The sequence below is a fragment of the Novacetimonas maltaceti genome, assembly GCF_002906255.1.
In the GTDB taxonomy this organism is placed as follows: domain Bacteria; phylum Pseudomonadota; class Alphaproteobacteria; order Acetobacterales; family Acetobacteraceae; genus Novacetimonas; species Novacetimonas maltaceti.
On the sequence record NZ_POTC01000120.1, the window covers coordinates 1 to 2,305 of the forward strand.

5 protein-coding genes are annotated in these 2,305 nt (G+C 57.5%); 2 read left to right on the top strand and 3 right to left on the bottom strand.

Features of this window, described 5'->3' with window-relative positions:
- The 3 genes from KMAL_RS16480 to KMAL_RS16490 form a co-directional block, all read right to left on the bottom strand.
- The coding region (locus KMAL_RS16480) for a hypothetical protein (RefSeq protein WP_146044262.1) at positions 1-341 on the bottom strand (341 nt) is incomplete at its 3' end.
- A gap of 103 nt (positions 342-444) precedes the next feature.
- Positions 445-774, bottom strand: coding sequence for a hypothetical protein (locus tag KMAL_RS16485; RefSeq protein ID WP_110096527.1), 330 nt, complete (start codon positions 772-774; stop codon positions 445-447).
- Positions 771-1,067: a hypothetical protein gene (locus KMAL_RS16490; RefSeq protein WP_110096528.1), complete on the bottom strand. Its 297-nt coding sequence runs from the start codon at positions 1,065-1,067 to the stop codon at positions 771-773. The genes KMAL_RS16485 and KMAL_RS16490 overlap by 4 nt, the downstream gene beginning before the upstream one ends.
- Positions 1,068-1,317: 250 nt before the next feature.
- On the opposite strand from KMAL_RS16490, the gene KMAL_RS16495 reads away from it, so the two are divergent.
- Positions 1,318-1,971, top strand: coding sequence for an AAA family ATPase (locus KMAL_RS16495; protein ID WP_110096529.1), 654 nt, complete (start codon positions 1,318-1,320; stop codon positions 1,969-1,971).
- Entirely contained in the window at positions 1,964-2,251 is a 288-nt protein-coding gene (locus KMAL_RS17070) for a hypothetical protein (protein WP_146044263.1), read from the top strand. Before KMAL_RS16495 ends, KMAL_RS17070 begins: the two co-directional genes overlap by 8 nt.
- Positions 2,252-2,305 lie beyond the last annotated feature (54 nt).

Here is a 2,305-nt window from a genome sequence, read left to right on the forward strand (position 1 = left end):
GGGAAACGCTGGGCAGAATGGAGCGCAATCCTGATAAGGGTCTCCCGGCATGCTGTTGATTCACTTACGTACCCGTTGCCAACCAGCTTCATGCCGGCCTTTGCCCATTTCTGCATTGCGATGGCTGTCTGCTTCATTTCGGCGTGGCTCTGCGCCGCGGGCACACCCCGTTCGTGCAGAGCAAAATTGTTGAGCGCGAAGGCAATGCGCTCTGCCACTTTGTCAATGGACACGCCCCGGCGTGTTTCCAGTTTCAACTCACCACTCAGTGACCGCAGAAAATCCGCAGTCACGTCGGCATGGTTTCTGAGGCAGGGGGCTTCTTGCAGAAACATGTTCACCGCAGCCTCGCTCCTATACGTGTTGTCTGCCGCGCAATTTCGCGTGCCGCCCATTCCACGGCCTGCAAGGCTTCCTGACGGCGCTGATTGTTTGTTCTATCGGTCATGAAATATAGTCCTCAATGGCATTGGCATGTCGGCCGATCCCCTCAGCCAGCCAGGCCAGTTCCATTCCAGTCTGTTTGTCGCCTTCCGCCATGCGGGCCAGTATCCCGGCCATGACGCTGATTTCCGTGGTGGCCGCCTGTATGGCCGCCAGCCGGTCGGGCGTTGCCACACTGAGCGGCGCTGTATGCGCTCGCCATGCCCGGTGGCAGGACGCGGAACTGCTGCCCATCGCCTCGCCTACCTCGCGCCATGACAGGCCCTCTTTACGGAGGTGCTCAATCCGGCGGAGGTCACGGGCGGACCAGGTGCGTGCGGGGCGGCTCATGCGTGCCCCTTGTAGTGCTGGTGGGCCATGTAGAGGTCATACAGACGCGCTTTGGCTGCAACGGTGAAGTGGTCTACATGTCGATCCACTAAGGGGATGCCCTCATGCTCATATCTGGCGCATGGGGCATCTTTCAGCCTATGCCGCATGGCCTCAGCCTCCGTCTGCATCAGCCTTTGCGCCTCCTGCAAGGGCAGGCCATCCACGCCCCACACGGCATCTGCCCATTGTTTCCCGCTCTGGATCGGGTCAGGTACCCCGAACAGGGTGGCGTATGCTTCATCCGGCGTCATGGCTTTATTTCCGCCCACAGGCGCATTGTCAGGATACCCAGCGCGTTGCTACGATTAGCCATTGGCTTGTCACCTCAAGTCTGTGGTTAGGCCGGTATCGAGGCTCCACCCTCGGTATCGGCTGCCTTATTTATGCACCTAAAAACCTAAATTGCAATAACTCTAAAAACCTAAATCCCTAGAATTATGAAATTACCAAATCCGAAAAACCTAAATTGATAAAAACCGGAAATTGTGGGAAGATGGAGGAATGACGAAAAAGGCCCTGAAAACCTTGGCTGTGATCGCTCAGAAGGGCGGGACCGGCAAAACCACGCTGGCAGTCAATCTTGCCGCTCTGGCGGCTGCTGATGGCCTGCGGGTGGCACTGGTGGATTGTGATCCTCAAAAATCGGCCGCCGGGTGGTGGCAGACGCGAGAGGCGCAGGACATAACGCTGATCGAGCGCTCGGCATCTGACCTGCCAACCATTCAGGAGGCTGCCAAAAATGATGGTTTTGATCTTCTGATCGTGGATACGCGGCCATCGGTTGAAGGGGAGACCGTGCAGGCCATCAAGGCAGCTACGGTATCCGTCATTCCTACGCGCCCTGGGGTTCTGGATTTACGCGCTGTGGCCTCTACCGCTCAGTTGGCAAAGAAAGCCGGAGAGACAGGGGTGATTGTGCTTAACCAGTGCCCACCGCCCAGAGGGATAGGGGAGGGGGCGCTTACGGCCGAGGCGCGGGCAGTAGCGAATACGCTGGGGCTTCCGGTTGCCCCTCCCACGGTTTCGATGCGCTCCGCCTTCTCTTACGCCCTGAATGATGGTCGGGCTGTGTGCGAATATGAGCCTGGGGGCAAGGCAGACCTAGAGCTGCAATCTCTCTGGCGTTATCTGAAAAAGGCTTATCTCAATGGCTAAACGCGCGTCCTTGTCTTTGGGTGATCTGGCATCCCATAAGCCAACACAGGCGCCATCTTCTCCAACTCAGGAAGAAAACCTAGAAGCATCTTCCGGACGCGTTGGGCGACCACGCACGCTGCCAAAGGATTATCGCTCGATGACGCTCCGGCTTTCGACCGAGACGCATACGGCATTGAATGTCTTGGCGGCACAGCACGGCATCCCGGCGAAGAAGATCATACTGGACGGGATCGCTGACCAGTTCGCGCGGTATGGTGTCACGACTGAAGTCAAATGAAAGTACCAAGCGATGGTGAACGAAACTAAGCATTAGTGACCGACTAAGGCTTGC